Source organism: gamma proteobacterium symbiont of Lampromicra miyakona, assembly GCF_059730895.1.
Genome location: NZ_AP035932.1, coordinates 519,890 through 542,780, shown reverse-complemented (window position 1 = coordinate 542,780; position 22,891 = coordinate 519,890). Strand labels below are relative to the sequence as shown.

17 protein-coding genes are annotated in these 22,891 nt (G+C 58.3%); 6 read left to right on the top strand and 11 right to left on the bottom strand.

Going from position 1 to position 22,891, the window contains the following annotated elements:
* The first annotated feature begins 4 nt into the window (after positions 1-4).
* Together AC6I8P_RS02595 and AC6I8P_RS02590 are read left to right on the top strand one after the other, a co-directional pair.
* Positions 5-538, top strand: a complete 534-nt coding sequence (locus tag AC6I8P_RS02595; RefSeq protein ID WP_104188237.1) for a TetR/AcrR family transcriptional regulator — start codon at positions 5-7, stop codon at positions 536-538.
* Positions 535-1,680 carry an MFS transporter gene (locus AC6I8P_RS02590; RefSeq protein ID WP_498027537.1) on the top strand — a complete coding sequence of 382 codons (1,146 nt, stop codon included), beginning with the start codon at positions 535-537 and terminating at the stop codon, positions 1,678-1,680. The genes AC6I8P_RS02595 and AC6I8P_RS02590 overlap by 4 nt, the downstream gene beginning before the upstream one ends.
* Here the strand turns inward: AC6I8P_RS02590 and AC6I8P_RS02585 are convergent.
* The 3 genes from AC6I8P_RS02585 to AC6I8P_RS02575 are packed head-to-tail and all read right to left on the bottom strand — an operon-like array spanning position 1,677 to position 7,086.
* Positions 1,677-3,530 (bottom strand): TolC family protein, encoded by a 1,854-nt coding sequence (locus AC6I8P_RS02585; RefSeq protein ID WP_264441945.1) that lies wholly within the window; start codon positions 3,528-3,530, stop codon positions 1,677-1,679. The two genes, AC6I8P_RS02590 and AC6I8P_RS02585, sit on opposite strands and share 4 nt — an antisense overlap.
* Positions 3,531-3,535: 5 nt before the next feature.
* The gene (locus AC6I8P_RS02580; RefSeq protein WP_021509681.1) at positions 3,536-4,777 is read right to left on the bottom strand and encodes an HlyD family type I secretion periplasmic adaptor subunit; all 1,242 of its coding nucleotides are present in this window, start codon (positions 4,775-4,777) and stop codon (positions 3,536-3,538) included.
* Positions 4,774-7,086 carry a type I secretion system permease/ATPase gene (locus AC6I8P_RS02575; protein ID WP_021509682.1) on the bottom strand — a complete coding sequence of 771 codons (2,313 nt, stop codon included), beginning with the start codon at positions 7,084-7,086 and terminating at the stop codon, positions 4,774-4,776. Before AC6I8P_RS02575 ends, AC6I8P_RS02580 begins: the two co-directional genes overlap by 4 nt.
* 269 nt (positions 7,087-7,355) lie before the next feature.
* Here AC6I8P_RS02575 and ddlA point away from each other — a divergent pair, with 269 nt between their 5' ends.
* Positions 7,356-8,450: a D-alanine--D-alanine ligase gene (gene ddlA / locus AC6I8P_RS02570; RefSeq protein WP_282955096.1), complete on the top strand. Its 1,095-nt coding sequence runs from the start codon at positions 7,356-7,358 to the stop codon at positions 8,448-8,450.
* 16 nt (positions 8,451-8,466) lie between these two features.
* Here ddlA and AC6I8P_RS02565 read toward each other — a convergent pair whose 3' ends face one another.
* The 4 genes from AC6I8P_RS02565 to AC6I8P_RS02550 all read right to left on the bottom strand — a co-directional run bounded on the left by AC6I8P_RS02565 (position 8,467) and on the right by AC6I8P_RS02550 (position 13,687).
* On the bottom strand, positions 8,467-9,891 hold the full coding sequence (locus AC6I8P_RS02565) for a GGDEF domain-containing protein (protein WP_058771312.1): 1,425 nt from the start codon (positions 9,889-9,891) through the stop codon (positions 8,467-8,469).
* 292 nt (positions 9,892-10,183) lie between these two features.
* Positions 10,184-11,659 (bottom strand): SulP family inorganic anion transporter, encoded by a 1,476-nt coding sequence (locus AC6I8P_RS02560; RefSeq protein ID WP_477530163.1) that lies wholly within the window; start codon positions 11,657-11,659, stop codon positions 10,184-10,186.
* Positions 11,656-12,297: a carbonic anhydrase gene (locus AC6I8P_RS02555; protein ID WP_058771348.1), complete on the bottom strand. Its 642-nt coding sequence runs from the start codon at positions 12,295-12,297 to the stop codon at positions 11,656-11,658. Before AC6I8P_RS02555 ends, AC6I8P_RS02560 begins: the two co-directional genes overlap by 4 nt.
* A gap of 580 nt (positions 12,298-12,877) precedes the next feature.
* Positions 12,878-13,687, bottom strand: a complete 810-nt coding sequence (locus AC6I8P_RS02550; protein ID WP_127834803.1) for a 5'-nucleotidase, lipoprotein e(P4) family — start codon at positions 13,685-13,687, stop codon at positions 12,878-12,880.
* A gap of 109 nt (positions 13,688-13,796) precedes the next feature.
* Between AC6I8P_RS02550 and AC6I8P_RS02545 the strand changes: the two genes are divergently transcribed.
* A complete protein-coding gene (locus AC6I8P_RS02545) occupies positions 13,797-14,507 on the top strand; it encodes a purine nucleoside phosphorylase YfiH/LACC1 family protein (RefSeq protein WP_421039849.1) in 711 nt (236 codons plus the stop codon).
* 31 nt (positions 14,508-14,538) lie between these two features.
* Here the strand turns inward: AC6I8P_RS02545 and AC6I8P_RS02540 are convergent, their stop codons facing one another.
* From AC6I8P_RS02540 to AC6I8P_RS02525, 4 genes are all read right to left on the bottom strand, one after another.
* On the bottom strand, positions 14,539-15,858 hold the full coding sequence (locus AC6I8P_RS02540; RefSeq protein WP_481657277.1) for a gluconate:H+ symporter: 1,320 nt from the start codon (positions 15,856-15,858) through the stop codon (positions 14,539-14,541).
* A 79-nt stretch (positions 15,859-15,937) separates the two neighbouring features.
* Positions 15,938-16,702 carry a gluconate 5-dehydrogenase gene (gene idnO, locus AC6I8P_RS02535; protein WP_058759836.1) on the bottom strand — a complete coding sequence of 255 codons (765 nt, stop codon included), beginning with the start codon at positions 16,700-16,702 and terminating at the stop codon, positions 15,938-15,940.
* Between the two features lie 9 nt (positions 16,703-16,711).
* Positions 16,712-17,743: an L-idonate 5-dehydrogenase gene (idnD, locus tag AC6I8P_RS02530; RefSeq protein ID WP_058771317.1), complete on the bottom strand. Its 1,032-nt coding sequence runs from the start codon at positions 17,741-17,743 to the stop codon at positions 16,712-16,714.
* A 169-nt stretch (positions 17,744-17,912) separates the two neighbouring features.
* Complete coding sequence (locus AC6I8P_RS02525) at positions 17,913-18,614, bottom strand: response regulator (protein WP_058759838.1); 702 nt, start codon at positions 18,612-18,614, stop codon at positions 17,913-17,915.
* Between the two features lie 299 nt (positions 18,615-18,913).
* Here AC6I8P_RS02525 and AC6I8P_RS02520 point away from each other — a divergent pair, with 299 nt between their 5' ends.
* Both AC6I8P_RS02520 and AC6I8P_RS02515 read left to right on the top strand, forming a co-directional pair.
* A complete protein-coding gene (locus AC6I8P_RS02520) occupies positions 18,914-19,087 on the top strand; it encodes a hypothetical protein (RefSeq protein WP_158252665.1) in 174 nt (57 codons plus the stop codon).
* A gap of 27 nt (positions 19,088-19,114) precedes the next feature.
* Positions 19,115-22,792: an ATP-binding protein gene (locus AC6I8P_RS02515; protein ID WP_481657275.1), complete on the top strand. Its 3,678-nt coding sequence runs from the start codon at positions 19,115-19,117 to the stop codon at positions 22,790-22,792.
* The last annotated feature ends 99 nt before the right edge of the window (positions 22,793-22,891 follow it).

Below are 22,891 nucleotides of genomic sequence, written 5' to 3'. Positions count from 1 at the left end.
AGGTATGCGTAAAAAACAACACATCCTGAACGCTGCCGAGCGGCTGTTCTACAACAACGGTTTTCATGCCACCAGCACCGATTACATTTGCCGTGAGGCGAAGGTCTCCACGCGTACGCTCTATCAGCACTTTCCGTCGCGCGAGCGGTTAACTGCCGCGGTGATGACCGCGCGCCGGCAGCGCTTTGCCGATTTATTGTCAGAGCCAGACGATCCGGTAGCCATCAGCCAGCTGTTTTCGGTGCTGGAACAGTGGATGCAGGCGGAAGGATCGCTCGGCTGCTTTTTTGCCAAAGCGTACGGTGAGTATGCGGAGCAGGATGCTGAGCTGGCGGCGCAGGCGCTGGATTATCGCTACTGGCAGCGCGGCTACATCCGTGCCTGCGTGGCGCACTCGCACAGAAATTCGCCGTCAGCGCTGGCCGATGCCATCTGGATACTGTTTGAAGGGGCGATTATGGCCGGGTTGGTTGACGGTCCGCAGGCCGCGGTCACTGCGCGTCTGGCGGCTGAGCAACTGATGGCGAATACGCCATGAAAGCTTCACTCCGCCTGACGCTAAGCGGCTTTATGCTGATCGCCGTGACCTACGGACTGGCACGTTTTGCCTGGGGAATGATGATGCCGCAGGTGGCGCAGCAGATCAGCTTCAGCCCGCGCGCATCGGGCATGCTGGCCGCCTGCAGCTATCTGGCTTACTGCCTGGCCACGCCCGGCGCCACGCTGCTGCTGGCGCGCTGGGGCGTGCGCAGCACCGCCATACTGGCAGCGCTGACGGCTATGTTCGGCTTACTGCTGCTGGCCGCTGCCAGCAGCGCATGGCTGATTGCCGGTGGGCTGCTTATCGCCGGTCTCGGTGCCGGACTGGCTTCGCCGGCGCTCGCCAGTGCCGTGAGCCGGCAAATTGACGCGTCGCGGCAAACCGCCGCTAATACGCTCATCAACGCCGGCACCGGCGCGGGCATTATTGTGTCAGTGCCCATTTTTATGCTGATGCCCGGCGGCTGGCGCGCGGCCTGCTGCTGTTTTGCCGCGCTGGCGTTAATCAGCCTGTTGCTGGCACGCTATTGCCTGCCCGCCGGTCGTGCCGATCCACCGGGATCGCCGGTTGGCTGGCGCGATCGGCTGCACAATCATGCGCTGCAGCGGGTGATTATCATCGCTTTTCTTAGCGGTGTCGCCAGCGCGGCGTGGTGGTGTTTTGGACCGGATGTGTTACGCCAGCACAGCCACCTGAACGAAGGCCACGCCAGTATGCTGTGGCTGGTTAGCGGCGCGGCCGGCATTCTCGGCGCGCTGACCGGCCCGCTGGCACGCTGCATCGGTATGCGTCAGGTATACTGGCTGGCGCAGCTGGCGATGGCCGTTCCGCTGCTATTGCTGGCGGCACTCACCCACTTTAGCTACTGGCTGGTACCGGCGGCGGCACTGTGCGGCGCGGGATATGTCACGCTGTCGGGTATTCTGCTGGTTGCGGGTGCCGCCGCCACGCCACAGAATGCGGCCTCTGGCGTGGCGGCGGCGTTTCTGACGCTGGCGATTGGGCAAATTGTCGGGGCGATACTCTTTGCGCAGATCTACAGCAGCAGCGCCGCCACAGCCCTGCTGCCGTTCGCTGCCATCCCGGTTGCGCTGCTGTTTCTGATACCGGCTAACCCGCCACAGCGCGCTGACGCTTAACGTCCGGTGGTGAGCCAGCGGCTGAGGATGCCGGCACTGGAGTAGCCGCGAATGATCGCCGCGTAGCTGTCAAAGCGATTGCTCACTTCGCTCACCTGGTTGTTATACAGATCGCTCTCGGCGCTCAGGACATCCAGCAGCGAGCGGCGTCCGAGGTGATACCACTGATCGAAAAAGTCTTTGCGGATGCGGTCAGACTCGACAATCAGACTCTTATACAGCGCGGCGCGATCGGCCATGGAGTGTGCATCCTGGCTGGCGGCGCGCACGCGATTTTCCAGATCACGTCGCTGCTCCTGTACCTGCTGACGGCTGGCTTCGGCGCGTTTAATCGCCGCAATCTCCTGCGCGTTGGTTGAACCACCGCGGAACAGGCCCCAGCTAACGTTGATGCCGGTTTGCCACGCCTGCTGGCGACCGAGCTGATCCTCACGCGTGCTTTTGGTTACCGTCCAGTTGAGTTTTGGCAGGCCGGAAGCTTTAATCGCCTCCGCTTCTTTAAACCCCGCTCGCGTTTCCGCGCTGGCGCGCAGGATCAGCGGATGATAATCCAGGCTGGCCAGCTGACGATTGAGATCGCCAAAATTCATCGCCCAGCGATCGCTGGCTGGCAGCGTCACGCGACTGTTGCCCATCAGGCGGTTCAGCGTGATCTCGACATCGCGCGCGCGCGACTCGGCATTCTCCAGATAGCTCTGCGCCTGCAGCAATCGGCCTTTGGCCTGCGTCAGCTCGCTGCGGCGGCCTGTATCCGACTGCACAATGCCGCTCAGCATGGTAGTCAGTTCGGTCATGCGCGCCACGTACTGCTGGCTGATGGCAATGATCCGCTGCTGCTTGTTCCACTCAATCAGCGCGTTGCTGACCTGCATCGCCAGCTCTTCACGCTGCGCCTGCGCCGCCTGCTGCGCCGAGGTCACGCGCTCTTCGCGGCTCTCGATGGTGCGGCTGGTCTGACCGAAATCAATCAGGTTGGTCGCCATCGACACGCCGAGCGCCGGCACGTTGCTCTGACTACCGTCGCTTTTTACCCCGCCACCAAACTCTTTGGTCGCCGAGCTGGCGCTGACATCCAGCTGCGGCCAGCGCTGCCCTTTCGCCTCATCCACGCTGGCGGCGGCGGCATCGGTCTGCGCCACGGACGATTTCAGCGCCGGGCTGATGCGCCAGGTGATGCGCGCGGCCGAGAGGAATTTCTGCCGCAGCTCGGATTCAGCCACGGTTTCATCCACCGCGCCGCTCAGGCTGACCGGTGAACGCGCCACGGCGGCATCGGCGGCAGTGGTTCTGGTTTCCGCTACTGGCGGACTGACATAACTGAACTCGCTCTGTGCTTTTACTTCTGCTTCATTCACCGGCACCGGCGCAGGCTGCTGTGGGTTGAAAGTGCGTACCGATTTCAGCAGCGGATTCGTCTGCCTGGGTTCCGGCTGGCGCTGCTCCTCCGTCAGAAAACCGCCGCCCTGTACCGGCTGCACTGGCGGTGGTGCAATCGGCGCTGCTGGCGCTGGGGCCGGTGAAGGTGCCGGCGCTGGTGCCGGCTGAGCGCGTGGCGCGGCGACCGGTGGTGCAACCGGCGCGGCCTGAGGTTGCGTAAACATCGGTTGCGGTGCCGGCGCGGTTGCAAAGCGCTGGGCTGGCGCAACGGGCACGCGCTGTACCGGCACGCTGCGTACCGGTGCCGCAGCGGGGGCGGCCGGGCGATGTCCGCTCATCTCGGCAAACATCATCAGTTCACTGGTCGAATCGGCCATTACGCTGATGGCCGGAGCCATCATGACCGTAATGCAACCGGCAAGCAAAGAGAGGCGCCGCGCCGCTGCGCGACGGTGCATATTATTATTTTTCATGGTTATTAACGCTCGCGGAAGGCTTCTTTCGCCTTAAGTACCGGCTTCAGCAGGTAATCAAGGATGGTTTTCTCGCCGGTGCGGATTTCCACCGTGGCCACCATGCCGGGAATGATCGGCAGATCTTTATTGCCTGCGTGCAGCGTGCTTTTATCGGTGAGGATCAACACGCGGTAATAAGTGTCATCCGGGCGGCCGGAAGCGGCTTTCTGATCGTCTTTCAGCGTATCCGGACTGATGTATTCCACATGGCCATCCAGTCCACCGTAGATGGCGAAGTCGTAGGCGGTGATTTTCACTTTGGCCGGCAGCCCCGGACGCAGGAAGGCGACATCAGAAGGACGGATTTTCCCCTCCACCAGCAGTTGCTCTTCCAGCGGCACGATTTCCAGGATGTGCTCACCGGGCTGAATGACGCCGCCGATGGTGTTGACGCGCACGTTTTTCACCGTGCCGCGCACCGGTGCGGTAATGGTGGTGCGCTCGACCACGTCCGCGCGGCCAATCAGGTTTTCGCTTACCTGGCTGAGCTCCAGCTCCAGCCGCGCCAGTTCGGTGTTGGCATCAGACTGGTAACGGTTACGCCGCTCGACAATCTGCGCCTGGATGTCGTTCGCCTGGCGCTGCATGCGCAGCAGTTCAACCTCAGACAGTAATCCTTTCGCCGCCAGCGGCTCCGCCAGGCGAATTTCACGCATCGACAGGGCATAGCTGCGCTGCAGTGAGTTAATGCTGTCGTTCAGCGCGCGCTTGCGTGATTCATAGGCTTTGGTCTCCTGCGCAACCACGGCGGGATCGCTCTGCACTTGCTCGTCAAACGTCAGCGGCTGCGCGTAGGCTTCGGCACGCAGACGCGCAATGCTGCCCTTCAGGCCAATCACCTTGCTCAGCGCCTCACGATAGCTTGATTGCGCACGCGTCGGATCGATTTTCAGCAGGACGTCGCCCCGGTTGACCACCGTGCCTTCACGCACGTTCATTTCGGCGAGAATGCCACCTTCCAGACTCTGAATCACCTGCTCGCGGCTGCGGGAAATCACTTTTCCGTCGCCTTTGGTGATCTCCTCTACCCGCGCATAGTTTGCCCAGGTGAGACCGATGCCAATCACCGCGATGATGATCCACATCACCAGTTTCGATCCCGGCGTGGTTTGCGACAGCAGGGACGCCTGCACGTCATTCATGAATTCGGCATCCGCAGCTGAGAGATTTTTGCTGCGGCTGCGCCATGGCATTAACTTGATCATACTGCGGCCTCCTCTGCCGCGGCGACGGCGGGCTCTGACGTTGCCGAAGCATCGTTAGCCGGCGCGGGTGCGCGCGCCGCCTGCTCTACCGCCTGACGCGGCGGCTGGCGGGTTTTACCTTTACCTTCCAGCGCGGCCAGCACCTGCTCTTTCGGGCCATCCGCGACAATTTTTCCTTCCTCAACCACGATGATGCGGTCGACCAGCGCCAGAATTGACGGACGATGCGTCACGACGATCAGCGTGTGGCCTTCGCTGGCGCGACGCAGATGCGCAAGGAACTGGCTTTCGGTCATGCTGTCCATGGCGCTGGTCGGTTCATCCATCAGCAGCACTTTGGGCCGCGTCAGCAGGGTTCGCGCCAGCGACACTAACTGACGCTGACCGCCCGACAGCCCTTCACCGCCCTCACCGACCGACAGGTTGATGCCGCTCGGATGGCGCGCCGCCACGTGATCGAGACCGGTCAGATTCAGCACACGCAGCAGTTCATTCGCGGTGGCATCCGGCCGGCCAATCATCACGTTCTCGCGCAGCGTGCCGTAGAACAGGCGCGCATCCTGGCTGACGAAGCCCACTGCTTTGCGCCAGTCGGCCGGATCGATCTGGTTAACATCGAGTCCGTCGGCGGAGATCTGCCCTTTCACCGGCTGATACAGACGCGCCATCACGCGTAACAGCGTCGATTTACCGCTACCGATGCGGCCAAGAATCGCCACGCGCTCACCGGCCTTAATGGTCAGCGAGATATCTTTGAGGATTTCCGGATTGGGCTTCATCGGCGGTGCCGGATAGGAGAAGCTGACATTGCTCAGCGAGATCTCGCCGGTCAGCGGCGGATCGGTCAGGTAGGTTTTGCTGCTGTCGCGATCGACCGGCATCTCCATCAGCTTATTCAGCGAGGTCAGCGCCGCTTTGGCCTGCTGATAACGCACCGCCAGACCAATCACCTGACCCAGCGGGCCAGTGGCGCGGCTGGCCAGCATCACGGTGGCGATCATCGCACCCATGGTGAAGGTGCCAGCGTTGATCAGATAAACCCCGGCCACCACCAGCATCACGGTCTGAAACTGCTGCAGAAAGGTCACCACGCCGGTTGCCAGCGTCGAATAGCGTTTTGACTTCATTGAGTTAGCCGACTGCAGCGCGCTGAAGTTCTCCCAGCGGCGCTGCATATGCGCTTCACCGCCCACGGCTTTCAGCGTTTCCATGCCTTCAACCGACTCAATCAGCACGCCCTGTTTCAGCGACGCATCGCGCAGATTCTCTTTCATGATGCGCGCCAGCGGCCACTGGATCGCGGCGCTGACGATGATGATCAGCGGGATCATCATCAACGGAATAATCGCCAGCGGACCGCTGATAAAGAAGATCACGCCGACGAACATCAGGATAAACGGCAGATCCGAAATCGCCGCCAGCGTCGCCGAAGCAACAAAATCGCGCACCGATTCGTATTCACGGATCTGGTTGGCGAAAGTGCCTGATGAGGCCGGCTTGTGCTCCATCTGGATCGACAACGCCTGACGGAACAGCATGCTGCCCAGCACCAGGTCGGCCTTTTTGCCCGCCATGTCCAGCAGATGCGCCCGCACAAAGCGGGTAATGGCTTCGAAGATCATGGCGATGGTGACGCCAATCGCCAGCGACCACAGCGTAACAAACGCCTGGTTCGGCACCACGCGATCGTAGACGTTCATGGTGAAGAAGATGCTGGAAAGTGCCAGTACGTTGATCAGCACGGCGGCGATGGCGGCGCTGCGGTAGTAACGGCGGTAGCGCCACAGGGTGCTGAACAGCCAGTGGCCTTTGACCTCCGGCAGCATTTCGCTGGCGCGCTCATCCAGTACCGCCGCCGGTTTCGCCATCACCGCAAAGCCGGCGTAAATCTCGTTGAGCTCCGCCAGGCTCATCTCCACCGCTTTATCACTCACCTCCGGCATGATCAGCTGGAAGCGCAGCTCGCGCTGATTCTCCTCATTGGTGTGAATGCGCCGCGACAGCACAATGCAGCCGCCGCCGTTCTGCCGCAGCAGTATCATCGGCATCAGCTGCTCCGGCAGATCCTGCAGGCGGCGTTCGACCATGCCGCCGGTAATGCCAGCGTTCTCCAGGGCGGTCATGGCCTGTGACGGCGACAGCAGCGTCGCTTTCGGCAGGCCGGCGACCAGCGCCTCTTCACTCTTCTCGCGTTTGTAGTGTTTGCAAATCCACGCCACGCTTTTTAACAGCGTGTCATCCACGGTGGTTTCGATACGAGCAACAGAACGCGCATCCTGCTCCACGGCATTCTGCTTCTGGTCCATCATTTCCCGACTCCTGTAAACCTGACAAAAAACGGTGGACGCATCGTCCACCGCAGACTTTTCTTTGAATTGGGAAAATTCTGACAGAAGGCAGCTTTCAGGCCGTCCAAGACTTGTCTCAAACGGTGGAGAATATTTATGAATAAAGTGGGCAAAGCCCGATTGAATGCGGTCTGGCGACCGATCGATTGCAGAATAATCGCGGCGCTGTTGAGCGCTGTCCTGGGCGTGTTATCTTAGCTGCTCGCTTTACTGCAACCGGACAAAGAGCAATGGCAAAACAGCGGGTAGGTATCGTATTTGGCGGCAAGTCGGCTGAACATGAAGTGTCGTTACAGTCGGCCAAAAATATTCTTGAGGCGATCGATAAAAACAAATACGACGTGGTTCTGCTGGGGATCGACAAACAGGGCGAGTGGCATCTCAATGACGCTTCAGGCTTTCTGCTCAACGCCGACAATCCGGCGCTGATTGCCCTGAACCGCTCCGGTGAAAACGTGGCGCTGGTGCCCGGCAGCCGCGCGGAACAGCTGATTACGCGGCAGCAGGCGCAGCCGCTGTCGCAGCTGGATGTCATCTTCCCGATTGTGCACGGCACGCTGGGCGAAGATGGCTCGCTGCAGGGACTGCTGCGCATGGCCAATCTGCCGTTTGTCGGGTCGGATGTGCTGGGTTCCGCGGTCAGCATGGACAAAGATTTCACCAAACGCCTGCTGCGCGATGCCGGCCTGAAAGTGGCGCCGTGGCTAAGCGTCACCCAGACGCAGCGCGCGACGCTGGATGTGCAGGCGGTGATCGCGCGCTTTGGCCTGCCGCTGTTTATCAAGCCAGCCAATCAGGGATCATCCGTTGGGGTGAGCAAAGTGACGCAGCCGGACGAATTCGACGCAGCGCTGGATCTGGCGTTCCGCTTTGACCGCAAGGTGCTGATTGAACAGGGCATCAGCGGCCGTGAGATTGAGTGCGCGGTGCTGGGTAACGAGGCGCCAGAAGCCAGCCCGTGCGGTGAAATTGTGGTGCACGACGCCTTCTACTCGTATGACACCAAATATATCAGCGAGAGCGGCGCGCAGGTGGTTGTCCCGGCTGACATCAGTGCGGAAGCCAGCGAGGCCATTCGGGCTGTAGCGATTACCGCGTTCCAGGCGCTGGAGTGCTTTGGCATGGCGCGCGTCGATGTGTTCCTCACCGAAACGGGCGACATTATTGTCAACGAAGTGAATACTTTACCCGGCTTCACCAACATCAGCATGTATCCCAAACTGTGGCAGGCGGCCGGCCTGAGCTACAGCGATCTGATTACCCGCCTGATTGAGCTGGCGCAGCAGCGGCATCAGCAATCCAGCCAGCTGAAAAGCAGCGTGTAACCTGCGATGGCGTGGCTCAGGCCACGTCATGCGCCATGCTGCGCGGCGCGATTGCCGGTGAGGTCTGATTGCGGCCGTTGCGCTTGGCAACGTAAAGGTGTTTATCAGCCGCTGACACCAGCCGGTTGATTACCCCCGGCCATTCACGTTCGTTAACCGCACCGCCGCGCGCCAGGCCGAGGCTGACCGTCACGGTCACGGTGTTGCCCTGAATCCAGAACTTCTCTTTCACCATTGCCTGACGAATCACTTCAGCCAGCTGAAACAGCTGGCTGTGGGTGTAATCAAACACCACCACCACGAATTCTTCGCCGCCAAAGCGGCACACCAGGCCACGACTGCCGACCACGTGCTGAATACGACGCGCAATCTCCTCAAGCACGCCATCGCCGGCATCATGGCCGAAATTGTCATTAATGGCTTTGAAGTAGTCGACATCCAGCATAATCACGCCGGCTTCACGCTGCAGGGAAAACGGCTGCTGGCGCAGGTTTTCATACAGGCCGGAGCGCGACAGTAGCTGGGTGAGGAAATCGTAATTGGCGCGCAATGCCAGCCGATGGTTAAGCTGGCGAATGGCGTCCATGCTCACTGCCACCAGCAGCGGGCTGAGCGCCACGGTGGCCACGCCGAGCCGTGCAGAAGTGAGATGGCTGATGGGCAGCAGCGAATCATCGCCCTGAATATTCATCACGCCGTGCGAGACCAGCACAATCTCGGTGATGCCGGTGAACAGAATCACCAGGCTGGTGATCGGAATCGGCAGAACAATGGCGCACCAGATCAGCGCCGGTACCGGGAAGGTCAGACTGCCCGCGCCACCAATCAGCGCCCCCACCGTGAGCGACAGCGCCACGGCGAGCAGCGGCAGCAGCCTGGCCGGATGAATCAGCGTCCGCAGCGGCACGCTGCGCAGCGGACGCGTCAGCATCACCGGCAGCAGCATCAGCGAGGTGGAGAACTGCTCGCTGAACCAGTCGGCCCACGCCACCACAAAGCGCGCGTTGAAGTCGATATCCTGCGCCCACGCCCCCCAGGTGGCGCAGGCTGCCGCGCCGAGCAGGCACGCCGGAAAGATGCGCATGGCGTTGAACACCTGGCTGTTTGCGGTTGGCGATTGCAGATGCTTAATCAGCATGCTGACTGACACCAGAATAAACAGGATATTGGCAAAATTAATCGTCACCGCTGGCAGTGCCCAGCCGGAAAAGACCGTATCGTTGAAAATCATGGCGGCAAAACACACCAGATAACTGGAGGTGGTGTGTAAAAACGGGTTGCGCACCATCAAACCGGCGATGAGGGCATTCACCGGCCAGAACAGGGAAAACTCTTCGGGAATACGCAGGTGGCTGCCAATAAAGCAGAAGAACAGCGTAATAAGACACAGCGAAAGAGCATTCTTTTTAACATTATTCTCTTCAAACAGCTTAACGCGCATACGTCTGAACCCTGTAACCTGAAATCGCTGCCATCCGTCGCTGGCATCAGCAATCATTTAACCTGAAAAATCCGTGCGATAATTCGCTAATTAACCCGGTATTCGTCGCCCTGCTCTGCGACTGAGCGGCGCTCACTCTGCCATGAAAGCCAGAGACGAGCTACCAGCCCCGCCGGCAGCATGTGAAACAGGCAGGCGCAGTGAGCGGCAATTATGCCGTATAAATAAAAAAATCGGATATCCGGGATATCCGATTCTGGCGAAAAAAACTGCATGAGTGCGCGCGGGAACGTTATTTCACCGCCACCGGCCACTGGCTCAGCCGGATGCCGCGCTCACCGGCGCTATCCCCGAAATCCTGCAGCACCGCTTTCACGTCCGGATCCATATACTCGGCGTTATCGTGATCGACAATCACCACGCTATTTTCCGGGATCTCCGCCAGCAGCCCCTGCAACTTCGGGTTGTGCATAAAGGTCAGGTTTTGCTGAAAGCGCAGCACGTAATGGTCGTCATAGCGGGTAAGCTGCAGCGCGTTGCGGTGGCTTTGGTAGATGCTGCACAGAATCTGCGTCGCGATACCGATACCAATCCCGGCCAGCATGCCAAACACAATGATGCCGCCGATGGTGGCAAGAAACGGCACGTACTGCTGCGCGCCCATGCGAATCTGTTCGACGAACAGGCGCGGCGTTGCCAGCTTATAGCCGGTATACAGCAGCACCGCCGCCAGGCTGGCGAGCGGAATCGCGTTAAGCAGGGCGCTGAACCACAAGCCACAAATCAGCAGCAGCACGCCGTGCAGCAGAATCGACAGTTTGGTTTGGGCACCCACGCTGACGTTGACCGAACTGCGCACAATCACCGCGGTAATGGGCATCGCGCCGAGCAAGCCAGCGGTCAGGTTACCGATGCCCTGCGCGAACATCTCTTTATTCGGTGACGCCGCCGGGTGCTGCGGACGCAGTTTTTTCAGCGCCTCCTGGCTGAGCAGCGTTTCAAGGCTGGCCACCAGCGCCAGCGTAATCGCTACTACCCACACCGACGGATTCTGCCACGCCAGCCAGTCTGGGGTTTCCAGCTCCGCCACCAGCGCCGACATACTGTCAAACGCCGGCAGTACGATACGCGGCAGGCCTTCGCCGAGGCTGGGAAACAGGCGATCGCCCAACACCGTGGCGAGGCAGCCAAACAGCACCGCCACCAGCGGGCCGGGGATCCAGCTCAGCGCTTTAACCGCCTTGATCGCGGGCGTGGTCCATAGCCACAGAATCAGCAGCCCGCTACCAGCCACCAGCATCGCGCTGAGCGAAAACGAAAACTCCCCGCTAACCAGCGACTGCAGACCGGCATCGCTCGCTGCGCCCAGCGCCACGGGAATCTGCTGCATAATCAACAGCAGGCCAATGGCCGCCAGCATCCCTTTGATGACGCTGCCTGGCACCAGTGAGATAAAACGACCGGCGCGCAGCAGGCCGAGCATGCACTGCAGCACGCCAGCCAGAATCAGCGCGGTGAGAAACGCGGAAAAGCTGCCGAGCGTCTGGATTGACGCCACAACAATAGTCACCAGCCCCGCCGCCGGGCCGCTCACGGCAAAGCGCGAGGGACTGAGCGCGGTAACCAGCAGACCGCCGATCACCCCGGTGAGCAGACCGGCAAAGGGCGGCAGACCGCTGGCCTGCGCGATGCCCAGACACAGTGGCAGCGCCACCAGAAACACCACCAGACCAGCAGGAATATCCTGACGAAGCGTTTGCAGATTCATGATGAGGGTTCCTCTGACGATTGCTGTATTAACTCTTTCAGATGGCCGGACTGCAGGTCATATACGCAGCCAAATACATCCAGCTGCTGTCCGGCCTGCCAGGCCTGTTGCACCGGCTCGCAGCGCACCAGCTGGCTAAACTGGGCGATAACATTGGCTTCAACCAGCCGGTTAAGCTTGCTGCTCTCCTCTTCCTGCGCGGGACTGGCGTGATACGCCACTAATCCCTGCTGCAACGCGCGGCGCAGCGCGGCAATGCGCCGGGCAAGCGCCGAATCCTCCTGCGCTAACGGGCTGGCAGGCAGACCCAGCGCCGCCTGCACGCCGCCGCAGCCGTAGTGACCGCACAGCACAATGCGCTCGACGCCGAGATAAAAAATCGCGTACTGCAGCACGCTGAGAAAGTTGTCATCATCGGGTAGTACCATATTGGCGATATTGCGGTGCACGAATAGCTCGCCCGGATGCGAGCCGGTCAGCACTTCTGCCGGTACGCGACTGTCGGAACAGCCAATCCATAAGGAGTGGGGTTTCTGCTGATGCAGATATTGTTCAAAGTAATCTGGATTACGCTCGCGGCGCTGGAGTGCCCAACTGCGATTTTTCGCTAATAAGGGTTTAAGGGTCGTCACAATTATCTTCTCTCTGTATCCGCAAATAGCGCTTCCGGGCAAATAAATGCATGGCGCAGCACGGTTTTAGCGTTCTGTGGCAGGTGAATACGGCGCTTTCTCACAGAAATTGGTTATAGACGCTTATGAATTGGTTTGCACCAGGAATATTTCAGCCAGGCAGAAGAAGCGACCTTATGTAAAATAAGTGTCAGCAAATGTCATGGCAAAGTAAGTTAATGCAAGTGACGCAAAAAGAGAGTCCCTTATTAAAAATCAATATAATCAGATTATTAAAATTAATTTTTAAAACGCCTTTCGGATGCGCTGACAAATATATACACGTAAAACTTTTGCGCCTTTACGCTGGTATGGTGGATTATGCTCTGCTCGCTGAGAAAAATCCTAATTACTAAATTTATGAATAGTGTTATCAGCTGGTTTTAACGTTATTTGCGGTGATATTTCACTGAAGGCGGCGGAAAGATTAAGTAAGAGATCGGGAAAATGATAAGCAGAATAATAATTACAAAGAAACGTAAATATCACTGGCGCTGACCGCCTGTAATAAGCGCCCGCCAGGGCAGGCGCTATTTCGCTTGACGAATTATTTACCGTTCCAGGCTTTCATGCGGGATTCACGCACCTGCAGCTGCTGTTCCGGGGTTAACTTATTGTAGTTTTCAGCCATGCCGCTCTCCCAGTCGCCGTACAGTGGATTGGGCAGCACAATGAACTGGGTGCCAAAACGCTGATGGTTGAGCGTGACAAACTGCTGGCGCTGCGCGTTGCCCTGATGCCAGGTGGCGCCGCCGAAGTCATTCAGGTTATCGCCGATATACAGCACCACGTTGTAGCCGGCATTTTTAATTGCGTCGAAACGCGCCTGTTTGTTGGAGTTGCCGGTACTGAGACGCACAGTTTTGTCGCTTACGCCGCTGAAGCCCAGCTTGTTGAGGTTATCGACCGTGGCCGCGTAGTCTTTCTGATCGCGGTTCGAGACGTAGAACATGGTGCCGCCGTGGCTATTCACGTAGTTGGCAAATTCGACGGCACCGGGCACCGCGGTCGCCTGGCGCGCCTGCGTCCACGCTGACCAGGTTTTCCCGGAGAACGGCTGGCCGTTTTTTGCCTGCCACGCGCTGTAGGCACTGTTATCGATCATGGTTTCATCCAGATCAACAATCACCGCTTTGGGTTTGCCGGTGAGCGAAGGAGCGTTATCAAACGCCATGCGTGCCGTGTTGAACGCCTGCCAGCTCAGCGCCTGATACTCGCCAGACTGCTGAAACCAGTTGACTGCCAGCACCGACTGCTGACCAAGTTGCTGCTGAGCCTGCTGTTTTTGCGGTTGGGCACAGCCGGTGAGCGTCAGGGCAATCAGGCCTGCCGCGGTTAGCCAGGAGGTGTTTTTCATCATGTCGTCCTTAAGTGATTATGGTCAGTTTTTGTAAAGCTTTAAAAATGTAGCAGTTAACGTAAGCTGTGGGCAGAGGAAAACCGGGGACAGGTCACAGGAGACACTTATGGATAATCGCGGGCCGCGCTCGGCGCTGCTGGAGAGTCAACGCTGGCTGGAGTATGCCTTCCAGCCTGCCGGTCAGCCGGCACCGGCCGCTGCGGCGTACGGACAGCAGCGGCACAGCGCAAAAGTGGTGCTGGCCGGACAAAACCGGCCGCCGAAAAGTTGTGAATCCGATGGGGTGATCGGTGACGATCATCAGCCGGTTGCGGTTTACACCGCTGACTGTCTGCCGGTGCTGTTCGCCGATGTGAAAACGCATCAGGTGGCGGCGGTACATGCCGGCTTGCAGGGTACGCTCGGCGGCGTGCTGAGCAGTGCCCTCGATCAACTGATGGCGGGTGGCGCGACGCCGGCATCCCTGCTGGTGGCGATCGGTCCGGCAATCGGCCCGTGCTGCTATGAACTGGGCGTTGATCGCATCGCACAGATGCAGCAGCGCCCGGACCTGCCGGCGCTAAGCTGGTCACAGCAACAGCCGCATAATCCGCAGGCGATCCGACCTCAGGCACAGGCGCATCATCAGGGAGTATGGTTTGATTTGCCTCAGCTGGCGCAGAGCCTGCTGTTACAGCGCGGCATTCCGGCGGCGCAGATTGATCGCGTGGCGGTGTGTACTTATTGCATGGCGGAGGCGGGTTCGAGCTATCGCTATAACACCCATTTTGACAGCGGCTATCAGTCACGTTTCTCGTGGATTCGCCGCCGCGCGTAAGCACGCTTCACCTCCCTGTGAAGCGCGGGCCTTAGTGAATGATGGCGTTGAGCGCCAGCACACCGGCGAGGCCGAGGATGGAGATCAGCGTTTCCATTACCGTCCAGGTTTTCAGGGTTTCAACCACGCTCAGGTTGAAATAGCCTTTGAACAGCCAGAAACCCGGATCGTTCACGTGCGAAGCGATCACGCTGCCTGAACCAACCGCCAGCACCATCAGCGCCGGATCGGTATGGGTGGCGGCAATGATCGGCGTCACGATGCCGGCGGTGGTGATCGCCGCGACGGTGGCCGATCCCAGCGCGATGCGCAGCATTGCCGCCACCGTCCAGCACATCAGCAGCGGTGACAGCGATGATCCTTTCATCAGATCGGCGATGTAATTACCGACACCGCTATCCACCAGCACCTGCTTAAAGGCGCCGCCGCCGGCAATGATAAAGACGATCATGGCGATGGCGGCAATCGAATCGCCACACATATCCATCACCTGCTCCATTTTGCGCCCGTTGCGCAGACCGAGGGTAAACACCGCAATTACCACGGCGATAAACAGCGCCACCGCCGGGTTGCCGATAAATTCAAAGAACTGGCGCAGCGCATTCTCTTTCGGCATCGTCAGTTCGCAGACTGCCGCAATCGCCATCAGTACCACCGGAATCACTGCGGCAAAGATGCTGATAAAGAAGCCCGGCATCTCCTCTTCGGTGAAGATTTTAGGGTTATACAGCCCTTCCGGCGGCGACTTTTCAAAGCTTTTAAGAAACTTTGAGAAGAGCGGGCCGGCAATGATCACCGTCGGGATGGTAATGATTAAGCCGTACAGCAGCGTGGTGCCGAGATTGGCACCAAAGATGGTGGCAATGGCGGTTGGGCCGGGATGCGGCGGCAGGAAGCAGTGCGTCACCGACAGCGCTGCCACCATTGGCACGCCGACGTACAGCAGCGGCAGTCCGGCTGCCGCAACGATGGTGAACACCAGCGGCAGCAACAGTACAAAACCGACTTCATAGAACATCGCCAGACCAACGATCAGTCCGGTGACCACCAGCGCCCACTGCAGCCGCTGTTTACCAAACGCGGCAATCAGCGTGGTGGCCACCCGCTGGGCAGCGCCGGTGTCGGACACCAGCCGCCCGAGCATGGCACCAAAGCCGAGGATCATCGCCAGGCCGCCGAGCGTGGAACCAATACCTTTCTGAATCGAGGCCATCACATTGAGCGGCGTCATGCCTTCGGCGATACCTACCACCGCCGAGACAAACACCAGCGCAATGAAGCCGTTGACCTTGAAGACAATCATCAGAACCAGCAGCAGTATCACACCCAGCACAATTATGGTTATTGGCATTTTTTATTATCCTTAGGAAGACAGAGGGGTGTTTAAGGTTTAGGCGCGCGCCGGCAATTACGCCAGCCGCGCCACGGCATTACACGGCGACGCGCATACCGCCATCAACAAACAGCAGATGGCCATTGACGAAATCAGATGCGCCCGACGCCAGGAACACCGCCGCGCCAATCAGCTCTTCCGGCTTGCCCCAGCGTGCGGCCGGTGTACGTTTAGTCAGCCAGCCGGTGAAGGCCGGATCGTCAGCCAGCGTCTGGGTCATCTCGGTGACGAAATAGCCCGGCGCAATGGCGTTAACCTGAATATTGTGGCGCGCCAGCTCCACGCACATGCCGCGCGTCAGCATGGTGACCGCGCCCTTGGAGGCGGCATACGGCGTGATGGTGTCGCGCCCCAGTTCGCTCTGCATTGAGCCGATGTTGATGATTTTTCCGCGCTGACGCTGCACCATTCTTTTCGCCACGGTTTGTGACACCAGAAACACTGCTGTCTGGTTGACGGCAATCACGTCGTTCCAGTCCTGCTCGGGAAACTCAAGAAACGGCCGGCGGCGCTGAATGCCGGCATTGTTCACCAGGATATCAATCGCGCCCCACTGACTTTCAATCTCCTCCACCGCCTGCTGAACCTGCGCCGACTGCGTGACGTCGAAGGCCTTCGCCCGCGCGTGATAACCCAGCTCGCGCAGTTTCGCCGCGCCCTGCTCTGCGCCGCCCTCGGTGGTGGCGTTGATGATCACTTCCGCGCCCGCCTCCGCCAGACCGCGCGCCAGCAGAAAACCGATGCCGCGCGCCGAACCGGTGAGCAGCACACGCTTGCCCGCCAGGGAAAATAGCTGACTCATACTGACTCCTTAAAACGTTAACTGGACTTTCGCCGCCCGGGTTTTATCACCGGCAAACTGCAGCGCCGCGTCGATATCCTGTAAGTCATACTCCCCGCTGAACAGCGGCAGCGGATTGACCACGCCGCGTGCCAGCCAGTCAACCGCCGTGTTGAATTCGTGGGTGAAACGGAAAGAACCGACCAGATTGATCTCTTTGGCGATCAGCGTCATCAGCGGAAAATCCGGAATGGTGCCGCCCATGCCAACCTGTACCAGCGTGCCTTTGGCGCACACCACGTCGAGACAGCGCTGCAGCGAAGATGGATGGCCGGAAGCCTCGAAAGCGACATCAAAGAAGCCTTTATCTGCAAGGTAGGGCGTGAAATCACCGTTAGCCGCGTGGATCACGCCGGTCGCACCCATCTGCTGTGCCAGGCTGAGCGAGCGTTCACTGATATCGCTGCAAATAATCTCCGCGGCTCCGCGGGCTTTGGCAGCGGCGGCAATCAGACAGCCAATCGGCCCGACGCCGGAAATGAACACGGTTTTGCCGCTCAGATCGCCCGCCTGCTGCGTGGCGTGGATGCACACGGCCAGTGGTTCAGCAAACACCATTACGCTGTCATCTGCCTCCTGCGGAAACGGCACGCACTGCGCGCTATCGACCACTTTGTATTGCGTGAAGCCGCCATCCACGTGCGGCAGATACATGGCGCTGCCGAAAAAGCGCATTGAGGTGCACTGATTTTGCTGCTCGCGCAGGCAGTATTTACAACTGCCGCACGGCTTTGAGGGATTGACCGCCACTTTCTGGTTGGGCTGGAGCTGCGGATCGTCGCTCTCCACCACGTAGCCGATCACTTCATGGCCGAGGATCATCGGCATCTTCACTTCGAAGCTGCCGACTTTACCTTCCTGATAGTAGTGCAGATCGGACCCGCAGATGCCGCCGCGCGTGATGCGCACCAGCGTGCCGGTGCCGTCCCACTGCACCTGCTGCTGTGCGACGCTGACCTGTTTTTTGCCGGTAATGACGCAGGATTGCGTTTCAATGTTCATTGTAGCCCCTTCAGTGCTGTAGCAATGGGGGCTATCACAGCGGGATACGGCCGGCGAAACTGTGACGGACATCACTCAAAGCGATGTTACAAAACGGCTGTTACCGGGAACGTGATGCAGAGAGGCGGAAAAGCAGACGGCGGCCATCCCTGACCGCCTTAAAGAAAGATTAGCTGCCCGACATCAGGTCGTGGCTGTATTTGAACAATTCCGAATCCGAGCGCAGGCCGAGCTTTTTCAGCGCCGACTGCTTTTGTCCGCTCACGGTTTTACGGCTGCGCTTAAACTTCACGGCGATTTGCGACACGCTGAGCCCATCGAGAAAACAGCGCACCACTTCTACTTCGCGCGGGCTGAGGGTTTTGACCTTCTCATACATATTGCCTTTGCTGGAGAGATCGAGGTTTTCGTTGATGGCGTCTTCATTCATCACGTAGAGGTTTTCCACCTCGTACGCCACTTCCTGCGACAAAAATAGCCGCCCCTGCGCCACCTGACGAATCGCCTGGACGATCTCCTGCATATTGTGGCTTTTTCCAATAAAGCCCTTAACGCCGGCGCTCAGCACCATTTTGACAATCGCCGGACTCTCCATGGACGATGAGATCAAAATCTTTTGCTGCGGATAGTGATTTCGCAGCTGTTTCACCAGGGCCAGGCCATCCAGTTCCCGCTCGCCCAGCAAAAAGTCCAGCACCAGCACATCCACCGTAGTGCTGCGCAGCTGACTAAACAATTCATTACTTGAAGACCAGGTCCCGACCAGATGAATATCGGGTTCGTGTTTCAGGCATAACTCGAAAACGGTACGAACCATCGGGTGATCATCAAGGACAGCGACACGCACCTGTTTATTATGTGCATATACCATTCTTTTATTCCTTTATTACAGTCTCAATTTTGTCCAGTACTGATAACCACACCAGTGAAAATGACCTGAAAGTATGCGCTGACCGCTGCCGGGAAAATCGCTTGCAACGGTTTAAACCAAACGTCACCAGGTTAACAAAAATTAGAATTTTGCTTACGCGTTTAACTTATTACCGCTAATTAAAAGGTAGTTTTACCAGATGAATGGACAGCAGCGGTTAGCGGCCCCGGAAAAACTGCGAAAATTCTGACGTAACTCTGCGAATGGACCACATAAGAATTGTCTTGAAAGGTCATTTTATGGATAAACCGTTGAAATATTTGAAATCAAAGCAAAAGCAATATCTAAAAAAAACCACGGATGTTAATAATAAGTTAAACATTCGAGAATGGTCGCAAAATATCCTTAATGCGGCATTAGATCAGGCAGGCGGGAAAAATCTCTTTATACTCCTTTTCCCTTATCGGCATTAATGACTTTATTTTCTTCAGGAACGCACGGTGTTTAATCCTGTTAATTTCATCCGTCTGACGGGCGTGGTCCTGTTTATTTTTTTTGCCGGCGCGCTGCAGGCGCAGGTCAAACCATTGCAGCTTTTAGCGCGTTACGATACCGCACAGCCCGCGCTGCAGCTGGCTGAGCCCATCTCTTCTGCCTTTCGAAATAAAGTGATTAAAGTCGCAGTGGCCGGTAAATCACAGCCACCAATATATATGGATACCGATACGCGCCGCTTCGAAGGCCTGAGCGCCGACTACCTGTCGCTGATTCAAAGCATGCTGGAGACCAGTATTGAGCTTTATCACTTCCCGAGTCATAGCGCCGCGCAGCAGGCGGTGCTGAAAGGCGAAATGCATATGCTGGCGATTTACGTCGCCCAGCCATCGTCACAGTCGCAGCCGCTGCTGGCCAGCGCCCCGTGGATGCTGGATTACAGCGTGATGGGATTGAAGACCGACAGCGACCTTTTTCTCAATAACGGCATGCCCGAGCAAATCGCCTGGTCAGGCACGCCGCTGCAGCGCCAGTACCTGGAAGAGACATACGAAAACGCGCAGCTGGTGCGTTTCCCGGGCTACTATGATGCCGTCGCCGCCACCGTTTATGGTCAGACGGCGCGCGTCTGGGGAAATGCGGCGACGCTGACACACCTCAACCGCTATCTGTTTGCCAACGCGCTTACTATTCTGGCCGATGAGCATACGATTCCGCTCAACGTCGGTTTCGGCATCAGTCCGCTGTATCCTGCGCTGGCCGACGCCATCAACCAGGCGCTGCCGCAGATTCCGCTGTCTATCCGCATGCAGATTGCCAAACGCTGGCAGCTCGATCCCCATCATGTACTACAACGCAATCCGCTGGCGCTGACCGCCGACGAAGAGCAGTGGCTGCAAAACAACATACACATCGAGACCACCTTGCCGCTGGCACAGGCACCGCTCAGTAGCCGGACGCCGGCAGAGCAGTTTCGCGGCATGGCGCCGGACGTGCTGGAGCTGATCACCAGCCAGACCGGCCTGAATTTTGTGGCGCACGCCAGTAATGAACACCCCGGCGGACGTTCTTTGCCAAAGCTGTTTCCGCTGGAAATTCTGGAGCCTCAGTTCGAAGCACAACCGGCTCTGATTACGCGTCCGTGGCTGGTTTCGCATTGGGTGATCATCCGCAATCAGCAGCCGGGAAACATTATGGCGCGCGACACCTTTCCGTTTGGTTCGGCGCTGATGCTAAAAAATCCGCTAATGAAAAGCTGGCTGCAGGAGCACTATCCGCACCTGTCGGTCAGCGATACCGATCGTCCGCTGGATGCGCTGCGCCAGCTGCTGGCGCGCAAGGTCGATGCGGTGATCGTGCCGAAAATTTTTGCCGACTACCATCTGCGCAACCATTTTGGCAGCGGGCTGATCGTCGAGGGTACGCTGGGCGCCGATCCCGCGCGCTTTGTGATGCGCGTAGAGCCAGGCAATGAGACGCTGGTCAGCATTCTCGATAAAGCGCTGCTGGCCATCCCGCCGGAAACGCTGTTTAAGCTGATGGCGCAGTGGCGTCAGGCGGAACCGCCGTTTCTCAGCGGCTCGTGGCAGAACTATAAGCAAACGATTCTGCTGATTGTTTCGGTATCGCTGGGATTGATTCTGTTGATCCTGCTGTGGAACCACCATCTGCGCAAAGTGATTCAGCAGCGAATGCAGGCAGAGAATGCGCTGAAAAATCAGCTCAATTTTACCCACACGCTGTTTAATGACTCGCCGGTGGCAATGTACATCCGCGATAAGCAAACGCGGCTGGTGGACTGTAACAATGCCTATCTGCGCTTTTTGCACATCAAACGCGACGAGGTAATCGGCAAACGACTGTCGGACGTATTCAACACCAATAACGCCAGCATTCACACAATCGAAGATGGTTATCAGCAGACACTGCTGGATGGTGAAGCGGTAATGCGCGACGTCCAGCTGATGTTTGGCCAGCAGGCCTTCCATCTGTATCACTGGACGCTGCCATTTCGCGATCGGCTGGGGGAAGTTGCCGGGGTGATCGGCGGCTGGGTCGATGTCACCGAACGTAACGCGCTGTTGCAGGAGCTGCAGCTGGCCAAGGACACCGCAGACAAAGCCAACCGCTCCAAAAGTGAGTTTCTCGCCAGCATGAGCCATGAGATCCGCACGCCGCTGCACGCCATCATTGGTTTGCTGGAGCTGGAAACCCGCTCGCAGCCGTGTGAGACGCTGTCAGAGAATATTCGCGTCGCCTACAGTTCGGCGCGTGCGCTGCTGTCGCTGATCGGCGATATCCTCGATCTGTCAAAGATCGAATCTGGCCAGTATCAACCCACGCCGGAAACCGTTTACCTGCCGGATGTGATCGATCAGGCGGTGACGCTGTTCCGCAACAAGGCCGAAAGCAAAGGGATCGATCTGCGCGTAGAGATGGACATCGCGGCCTACTGGGTACAGACCGATCCGCTGATGATCAACCAGATCCTGTCTAACCTGTTGAGTAACGCCATTAAATTTACCGATCGCGGCAGCGTAACCGTGGTGCTGATGCAGGGGATTGGCCAGGAAGAGGAAGGTTGTGAGTTCGTCATAGAAGTGAGCGATGACGGCTGCGGCATGACTGAGGAGCAGCAGCAGGCGATCTTTGAGCCATTTGTCCAGGTCGGTGAACGTCAGCAGCAGCAGATTGGCACCGGTCTTGGCCTGAGCATCTGCCGCAATCTGGCAGAGCTGCTGGATGGCGAACTGATTGTGGAGAGTACGCCAGGTGAAGGATCGGTGTTCTCCTTCTACTTCCGCGCGCCGGCCGGCGAACCGCGCGATCAAACCCAACCGCATCTGTCACAGCCGCTGGTCACCGACAAGCTGTCAGTGCTGGTGATTGATGATCATGCGCCTAATCGCCTGCTGCTGGGTAAACAGCTGGAGCTGGCGGGCCATCAGGTGGTGGTGAGCGAAAGCGCCGTCGAAGCGCTGAAACTGTGGCAGCAGGATCCGCTGCGCTTTGACTTGATCATTACCGACTGCAATATGCCCGGTATGAACGGGTTTGAATTTGCCCAGGCGCTGCGCCAGCATGAACGCCACCATCATCTGCCGCCGATCACGCTATACGGCCTGACCGCCTCCGCCGAGCAGCACATCATGCAGCGCTGCCTGCAGGCTGGCATGAACGACTGTCTGTTCAAGCCGCTGAATCTGGATACGTTGCTGGCGCAAATCACCCACTGTCCGCGCCGCACGCCAAACGCTCCTGACAGCGAGGCTGCAGCCGGCGTAACCGGGCAACCTGTTGCTGATACCGCCGTCGCCGCGCTGCCGGCCCCTGTGGCGGTTCCGACTTTTGCGCCGCTGCTGATGCAGCTGGCTGAGCGCGATCCCGCCAGCTGCATCACCCTGCTGGAAAGTATTCGCACCAGCCACGATGAATTGCTGGCGGCGCTGCAGCAAACCACTGATGCTCACGCGCTGTCACAGCTTGGCCATAAGCTGAAAGGCGGTGCCAGTATTCTTAATGCCAGCGCGCTGATGGAGCTGGGGCGCAAGCTGGAGAAACACCAGCAGGAAGGACACGATGTCGCGCAGCTGATTGCCGCCATCGCGTGCGAAATTAACGCCGTCAATGAAACATTAATTATCTTTGAACAATATCGGCTGAAAAATCAGCAGGTTTTATAAAAACATAATCTTATCAAGACATTTCTCGGTTCGCCGGGATAAGCCGCCAGACATAATGTCCGCCAGCGCCATCATATCGGTGTCGTAAAAGGGAGATCT

Coding starts and splice junctions, on each gene's coding strand:
- AC6I8P_RS02595 (WP_104188237.1), top strand. CDS start 5: ATGCGTAAAAAACAACACATCCTGAACGCTGCCGAGCGGCTGTTCTAC.
- AC6I8P_RS02590 (WP_498027537.1), top strand. CDS start 535: ATGAAAGCTTCACTCCGCCTGACGCTAAGCGGCTTTATGCTGATCGCC.
- AC6I8P_RS02585 (WP_264441945.1), bottom strand. CDS start 3,530: ATGAAAAATAATAATATGCACCGTCGCGCAGCGGCGCGGCGCCTCTCT.
- AC6I8P_RS02580 (WP_021509681.1), bottom strand. CDS start 4,777: ATGATCAAGTTAATGCCATGGCGCAGCCGCAGCAAAAATCTCTCAGCT.
- AC6I8P_RS02575 (WP_021509682.1), bottom strand. CDS start 7,086: ATGATGGACCAGAAGCAGAATGCCGTGGAGCAGGATGCGCGTTCTGTT.
- ddlA (WP_282955096.1), top strand. CDS start 7,356: ATGGCAAAACAGCGGGTAGGTATCGTATTTGGCGGCAAGTCGGCTGAA.
- AC6I8P_RS02565 (WP_058771312.1), bottom strand. CDS start 9,891: ATGCGCGTTAAGCTGTTTGAAGAGAATAATGTTAAAAAGAATGCTCTT.
- AC6I8P_RS02560 (WP_477530163.1), bottom strand. CDS start 11,659: ATGAATCTGCAAACGCTTCGTCAGGATATTCCTGCTGGTCTGGTGGTG.
- AC6I8P_RS02550 (WP_127834803.1), bottom strand. CDS start 13,687: ATGAAAAACACCTCCTGGCTAACCGCGGCAGGCCTGATTGCCCTGACG.
- AC6I8P_RS02545 (WP_421039849.1), top strand. CDS start 13,797: ATGGATAATCGCGGGCCGCGCTCGGCGCTGCTGGAGAGTCAACGCTGG.
- AC6I8P_RS02540 (WP_481657277.1), bottom strand. CDS start 15,858: ATGCCAATAACCATAATTGTGCTGGGTGTGATACTGCTGCTGGTTCTG.
- idnO (WP_058759836.1), bottom strand. CDS start 16,702: ATGAGTCAGCTATTTTCCCTGGCGGGCAAGCGTGTGCTGCTCACCGGT.
- idnD (WP_058771317.1), bottom strand. CDS start 17,743: ATGAACATTGAAACGCAATCCTGCGTCATTACCGGCAAAAAACAGGTC.
- AC6I8P_RS02525 (WP_058759838.1), bottom strand. CDS start 18,614: ATGGTATATGCACATAATAAACAGGTGCGTGTCGCTGTCCTTGATGAT.
- AC6I8P_RS02520 (WP_158252665.1), top strand. CDS start 18,914: ATGGATAAACCGTTGAAATATTTGAAATCAAAGCAAAAGCAATATCTA.